At 75.5% G+C, this 6,525-nt stretch carries 4 protein-coding genes and 2 pseudogenes; all 6 read right to left on the bottom strand.

Annotation, left to right across the window (positions count from 1 at the left end; genetic code table 11):
* Window positions 1-288: 288 nt before the first annotated feature.
* A pseudogene (locus tag EAD96_RS27750) lies at window positions 289-1,644 on the bottom strand (RsmB/NOP family class I SAM-dependent RNA methyltransferase); the annotation flags it as partial.
* A 191-nt stretch (window positions 1,645-1,835) separates the two neighbouring features.
* Window positions 1,836-2,762 carry a methionyl-tRNA formyltransferase gene (gene fmt / locus EAD96_RS27745; RefSeq protein WP_121686318.1) on the bottom strand — a complete coding sequence of 309 codons (927 nt, stop codon included), beginning with the start codon at window positions 2,760-2,762 and terminating at the stop codon, window positions 1,836-1,838.
* 5 nt (window positions 2,763-2,767) lie between these two features.
* Window positions 2,768-3,328, bottom strand: a complete 561-nt coding sequence (gene def / locus EAD96_RS27740; RefSeq protein ID WP_030271057.1) for a peptide deformylase — start codon at window positions 3,326-3,328, stop codon at window positions 2,768-2,770.
* 42 nt (window positions 3,329-3,370) lie between these two features.
* Window positions 3,371-4,633, bottom strand: a complete 1,263-nt coding sequence (locus EAD96_RS27735; protein WP_199733320.1) for a cytochrome P450 — start codon at window positions 4,631-4,633, stop codon at window positions 3,371-3,373.
* A gap of 95 nt (window positions 4,634-4,728) precedes the next feature.
* A complete protein-coding gene (locus EAD96_RS27730) occupies window positions 4,729-5,709 on the bottom strand; it encodes an AAA family ATPase (RefSeq protein ID WP_120570499.1) in 981 nt (326 codons plus the stop codon).
* A gap of 225 nt (window positions 5,710-5,934) precedes the next feature.
* Window positions 5,935-6,525, bottom strand: a pseudogene (locus tag EAD96_RS27725) (primosome assembly protein PriA); the annotation flags it as partial.

Raw genomic sequence — 6,525 nt, 5'->3', positions numbered from 1 at the left:
GGGTGGCGACGAGGGCGAGCGCGAGGCTCGTGGTCGGCGTTCTGCGTCTCATGGAGACTCCTCGTGGGGGTTCGGCGGGCGGGGGTGCCGGGACCGGTGATCGGAACAGTTACATGTATCGATCGCACAGTCAACGGGCTGTCACATCCCACCGGCCCCCTCCCCCCACCGGGATGCCGCACACGCTCCATCCCTCCCCATTTCGCCGCATGACGATCAAGGAGTTCGTGCCCGGGCACGGTGGCCCCGGGGACACGAACTCCTTGATCGACTGCGGAGAGAGGTGGGTCAGACCCGGCGGAGGACCGCCAGGAACATGGCGTCGGTGCCGTGGCGGTGCGGCCAGAGCTGCACCGTGGGGCCGTCACCCAGGCCCGGCATGCCGGCCGGCAGCAGCGGCCGCGCGTCGACGAAGTCGACGCCGAAACCGCACCGCCGGGCCGCCTCGGTCACCGTCACGTGCGTCTCCACCACGTGCGGCGAGCACGTCACGTACGCCACCAGGCCACCCGGCCGGGCCGCCCGCAGCGCCGCGGTGAGCAGTTCCCGCTGCAACCGGGTCAGCGGCGGCAGATCCGACGGCTGGCGGCGCCACCGCGACTCCGGGCGGCGGCGCAGTGCGCCCAGCCCGGTGCACGGCGCGTCCACGAGCACCCGGTCGAAGTGCTCCTCCGGCAGCTTCGGGTCACTACCCACGGTGCGCCCGTCGGTGTTCAGCACCGTCACCGGCAACCCGCGGGTGGCCTGTTCGACCAGCCGCGCCCGGTGCTCGGCCACCTCGACCGCGGTCAGCCGCGCGCCGCGGGTCGCGGCGAGCGCGCCGAGCAGGCCGGACTTGCCGCCCGGGCCGGCGCACAGGTCCAGCCACCGGCCGTCCGGCCCGTCCAGCGGCGCCGCCGCCAGCGCGTCCGCCACCAGCTGGGAACCCTCGTCCTGCACGTGCGCACGGCCGTCGGCCACCGCCGGCAGGTCACCCGGCGCGCCGCCGGGCAGGTAGACCGCGTACGGCGAGAACGCGCCGGGCGCGCCGCCCACCTCGTCGGCGAGCGCCACCGGATCGGCCAGACCGGGCCGGGCGCACAGGTGCACCGGCGGGCGCTCGTTGTCCTCGATGAGCAGCCGGGTCATCTCCCCCATGTCGCCGCCGAGCGCCTCGGCGAACGACCGCACGATCCACTGCGGGTGGCTGTACGCCAGCGCGAGGTGCCCGATCGGGTCCGTCTCCTCGGCCGGGGCGATCTTCGCCACCCAGGCGTCGGCGTCGCGGCTGGTGATCTCCCGCAGCACCGCGTTGGCGAACCCGGTGGCGCCCGGCCCCACCGACCGGACCAGGTCCACGGTCGAGGACACCGCGGCGTGCGCGGGCACCCGGGTGTGCAGGATCTGGTACGCCCCGAGCCGCAGCGCGTCGCGCACCGGCGGGTCGATGCGCTGCACGTCCCGCCCGGCCGCGTCGGTGACGATCGCGTCGAGCGTGCCGGTGTGCCGCAGCGTGCCGTAGGTCAGCTCGGTGGCGAACGCGGCGTCCCGGCCGGTCAGCCCGGCCTCGCGCAGCATCGCCGGGAGCACCAGGTTGGCGTACGCGTCGTCGCGGTGCACCGCCGCGATCGCCTCGTACGCGATCTGCCGGGGCAGGTCCACGGCCGGACGGACCGGACGGCGCCCACCGCGCCGGTCCCCACCGGACCGGTCACCGCCGAACCGGTCACCGCCGCGTCGGTCCCCACCGGAACGGTCTGCGCCACGCCGATCCGCGCCGGGCCGGTCGGCGTGCTCACGCGCGTACCCCCGGGGACGCTCGCCCTCGGCGGGCCGGTCCGGGCGCGACGGCCCCGTCACGCGAACACCTCGCCGGCGGTGACCCGGGCGCCGCGCGCCCAGTCGCCGGCGGGCATGGCCTTCTTGCCGGCGGCGCGCACCTCGCCGAGGCGCACCGGCGTGGTGGCGGTGCCGACGAGCACGCCGGACTTCTCCACGTGCAGCTCCCCCGGCTTCAGCTCCGGGCCCTCGGCCAGCGGGGTGACCGGGCCGAGCTTGACCCGGTCGTCGCGGAACGTGGTCCACGGGCCGGGCGCGGGCGTGCAGGCACGGATGCGCCGGTCCACCGCGAACGCCGGGTCGCCCCAGCGGACCCGGGCGTCCTCGACGGTGAGCTTCGGGGCGAGCGAGACCCCGTCGGCGGGCTGCGGCACGGCCCGGGCGGTGCCGGCGCCGATCGCGTCGAGGACCGCGACCAGCAGCCCGGCGCCGGAGTGCGCGAGCCGCTCCAGCAGGTCGCCGGAGGTGTCGGCGGGACGGATCTCGTCGGTGACGGTGCCGTAGACCGGGCCGGTGTCCAGCCCTTCCTCCAGCTCGAAGACGCTGGCCCCGGTCAGCTCGTCGCCGTGCAGCACGGCGTGCTGCACCGGCGCGGCGCCGCGCCAGGCGGGCAGCAGCGAGAAGTGCAGGTTGATCCAGCCGTGCCGGGGGATCTCCAGCGCCACCGGCGGCACCAGCGCGCCGTAGGCGACCACCGGTACGCAGTCCGGCGCCAGCTCGCGCAGCCGGTCGAGGAACTCCGGCTCACGCGGGCGGGCCGGGGTGAGCACCTCGACGCCGTGCGCGTCGGCCCACGCGCCGACCGGCGAGCGGACCAGTCCCCGCCCCCGGCCGGCCGGCGCGTCGGGGCGGGTGACCACGGCGAGCAGCTCGTGCCCGGAGGCGGCGATCGCGTCCAGGGCCGGTACGGCGACAGCCGGCGTGCCGGCGAAGACCAGGCGCATCCGGGTCACCGCCCCAGGCCGAACGGGTTGCCGGCGGCGTGCGGGCTGAGCTTGACCGTCGGCGGGGCGGCCTGGTCGTACCACTCGGCCTGGCGGATCGCCTTCATGGCCTCCTTGCGGCCGGCCGCGTCGAGCCGGTCGACGAAGAGGACGCCGTCGAGGTGGTCGGTCTCGTGCTGCACGCAGCGGGCCATCAGGCCGGTGCCGACGATCTGCAACGGGTCGCCGTAGCCGTTGAAGCCCTTGGCGATCACGTTCTGCCGGCGCTTGGTGTCGAAGTAGAGCCCGGGGATGGACAGGCAGCCCTCCGGGCCGTCCTGTTCCTCCTCGTCGGGAAACTCCAGCACCGGGTTGACCAGGTGACCGAGGACGTCGTCGACGTCGAAGGTGAACACCCGCAGGCCCACCCCGAGCTGCGGCGCGGCCAGGCCGGCGCCGCTCTGCTCGCGCATCGTGTCGGTCAGGTCGGCGATCAGCTTGCGCAGCTCGGCGTCGAAGTCGACGACCGGGTCGGCCGGCGTGCGCAGCACCGGATCGCCGAACAGACGGATGGGCTGGACGGTCACTCGGCGTGGCTCCTTGTCTGGGTCGAACGATGCGCGTCCAGTCTACGGAGTCGGCCCGGCCGCCCCGGGTGGCGTACCGGGAACGGTGACCGGGGCCGCCTCCCGCCCCACGCGCACCGGCAGCGTGGCGTGACCACGCAGGGTGAGCCGGACCCGCCGCTCGGGCCGGCCCGCGAGGGCCAACTCCGGCAGCCGGCGCAGCAGCAGCGGGAACGCCACCTGCGCCTCCAGCCGGGCCAGCGCCGCGCCGAGGCAGTAGTGCGGCCCGGCGCCGAAGGACAGCGGCGCGATCTGCGCCCGCCACGGGTCGAAGCGGGCCGGATCCGGATAGCGGCGGGGATCGCGGTTGGCCGCGCCGAGCAGCACGATGACCCAGCTCTCCGGCGGCAGGTCGACGTCGCCGTACCGGGACGGCGCGGTGCTCATCCGCGAGGTGAGCTGCACCGGCGAGTCGTAGCGCAGCAGCTCGTCGACGTAGGCGGGCGCCAGGTCGGGCCGCTCGCGCAGCGCCGCCGCGGCGTCCGGGTGGTCCAGCAGCGCCACCAGGCCGTTGCCGAGCAAGTTGGTGGTGGTCTCGAAACCGGCCACCAGCAGCACGATCAGGTTGGCCAGCAGTTCGTCGCCGGAGAGCCGGTCGCCGCCGTCGTGGGCCTGGACCAGCGCGGTGGTGAGGTCGTCGGCCGGGGCCCGGCGGCGGGCCGCCACCAGCTCGGTGAAGTAGCTCCGCAGCTCGGCCGCGCCCCGGTCGGCCACCGCCAGCTCGTCGGCGGTGATCTCCGGTTCGAGCACGCCGGTCAGGTCGGTGGCCCAGCGCCGGAACAGCGGCCGGTCCGCCGCCGGCACGCCGAGCAGCGCGCAGATCACCCCGACCGGCAGGGGGTACGCGAACGCGGCCATGAAGTCGACCGGCCCGTCGGCGGCGAGCATCGCGTCGACCAGCTCGTCGGCCTGTGCCCGCACCACGTCGCGCATGGCGGCGATCCGGCGCGGGGTGAACGCGCCCGCGGCCAGCCGACGCATCCGGCTGTGGTCGGGCGGGTTGGTGCGCAGCATCGACCGGGAGATCGACACCACCGCCGGGCTCTCCCGCCAGCCGGGCATGAACTGGTCGCGCAGCGCGTCGTCCATCACACCGAACCGGGCGTCGCGCAGGATCGCGTCGGCCTCCGCGTAGCCGGTGACCACGTAGAAGACCGGCCCGGCCTGGACCACCGGGCCGTGCGCGCGCAGCCGCTCGTACGTCGGATAGGGGTCGAGACGACCCTCGGGGGACATCAGCAGCGCGAGCGCGTCGGTGGGATCCACGATTCCGCCTCCCCAGGCATCGGAGGCCTTCATCATGCTCCGGCCCGCCGGATCGGGTGAACCCGTGCCGGTGAGGTGGCGGTGTCCCCCGGCGGTCAGGCGCCGGCGCCCGGCTCCCCGGCGAGCACCGGGCCGCCGCCGAGCAGCGCGTGCTCCGGCAGCGGCAGCGTGATGCCGTGCGCGTCCTCCCAGTCGTGGATCAGGCCCGGGCGGGCCTGCGCGGTGAAGAAGTCGAGCGCGCTGATCCCGCCGACCACCGGCTCCTCCACCTCGGCGACCAGCCGGGCCGGGACCATCGGCAGCCCGGCGCGCACCGCCGCGCTGAGCCGCCGGTGCCCGTCCACGACGAAGAAGTACTCGCCGGTGTAGCCGATGCTCAGCGGCTCCGGCTCCTCGCCGCTTCCGGCCGCCTCGGCGGCGGCGTCGGCGTCCCAGAGGCCGCGCAGCGTCGACACGTCCTCGGTGGGGTACACCCGGGTCGGGTCGAGCAGCAGCAACGGCTGGCCGGCGCGCAGCACGTCCGCGCCCAGGCGGCCCTCGTAGACGTCGATGACGTGCTGGATGACCTGCTCCGGGTTGGCCCGGGTGGTGTCGCAGACCAGGTCGTAGTTGCGCAGGCGGGCCTTGTCGACGCCGTACCGGACGATGAACCGGCCGCGCTCGCTCTCGCTGCGCTCGCGCAGCTTGGCCCGCGCCTCCTCCAGCGAGGTGTAGCTCTCGGCCGGACCGGACGGGCGGGCCAGCACCCGCCGGGCCGCCTCGGTCGGCTCGGTGATCATGTGCACCTTGAGCGCGTCGGTGAAGAAGTGCCAGGCCAGGCGGGAGTCCATGACCAGGGACTCGCCGGAGGCGGCGATGTCGCGCTGGAGCTGGTCGACGTAGCCGTCGACGGCCTGGTCCAGCTCGGCGTGCAGGTTGAGCTGGAGGGCGGTCATCTGCCGCTCCTGGGCCATCTGGCGGTAGAGGTCACCGACGCTGACCCGGCGCAGCCCGAGCCGCTTGGCGATCTCGACCGAGACGGTGCTCTTGCCACTGCCGAGGTCACCGTTGAAGACGATCGACTGACGAACGGTCACGACTGGTCCACCCCTGCTCACCGGCTGACTGACGACATCGAGTGTCGGCCCGACGTGCTCTGGCACCCGCCGCGCCGCGTCCCGCGCGGGGAAACCGCGCGGCTGGGCATGACGGGCGATGCTATCACCGCCCGCTACTCGATTGCCGGACCAGGTGTGCGGCAAACCCCAGCTCACGACCGTGCGCGAGGGCGCGCGTGCGCACCGTCACGCGGTCGCGTCCGATCAGAACAGGGTGAGCGGATCGACCTGGAGGCGTACCGGGTCGGCCGCCTTGCGGGCGCTGCGCTGCCCCGCGGCGGCGTGCAGCGCCTCGGCCATCGCGGCGGCCCGGGACCGGGGCACGCGTACCAGCATCCGTTCCCGGCCCTCCTCGGCCGGCACCGGGCCGAGCACCTCGGCGTCGCCCGGCAGCCGGGCGCCGGCGAGCAGGTCGGCCACCGCCTCGGCCACGCCGGTGACGCTCGCCATCCGTACCGCCGGAGGGAAGCCCAGCTCCCGCCGCTCGGCCAGTTCCCGGGCGGCGAACCAGGCGGAGTCCCAGCGCAGCAACGCCTGCACCGGGGCCAGCGCGCCGTCGGCGACCACCACCACCCGGCCGCCGGCCGTACCGGGCCGGGCCAGGGCGGCGGCGGCCATCCAGCGGCGCAGCGCCTCCTCGCCGGCCCGCAGGTCGGCCCGGGTCAGCAGCGCCCACGAGTCGAGCAGCAGCACCGCGCCGTAGCCGCCCTCGGCGACCGGCTCGGCGCCCGGCGTGGCGATCACCAGCCCGGCCCCGCCCGGCACGCCCGCCTGCCGCTGGTGCGGCCGGGTGGC

Origin of the sequence: Micromonospora sp. BL1 (genome assembly GCF_003667485.1) — a bacterium.
Lineage (GTDB): Bacteria > Actinomycetota > Actinomycetes > Mycobacteriales > Micromonosporaceae > Micromonospora > Micromonospora tulbaghiae.
This window is presented reverse-complemented; position numbering and strand designations above follow the sequence as displayed.

Coding starts and splice junctions, on each gene's coding strand:
- fmt (WP_121686318.1), bottom strand. CDS start 2,762: ATGCGCCTGGTCTTCGCCGGCACGCCGGCTGTCGCCGTACCGGCCCTG.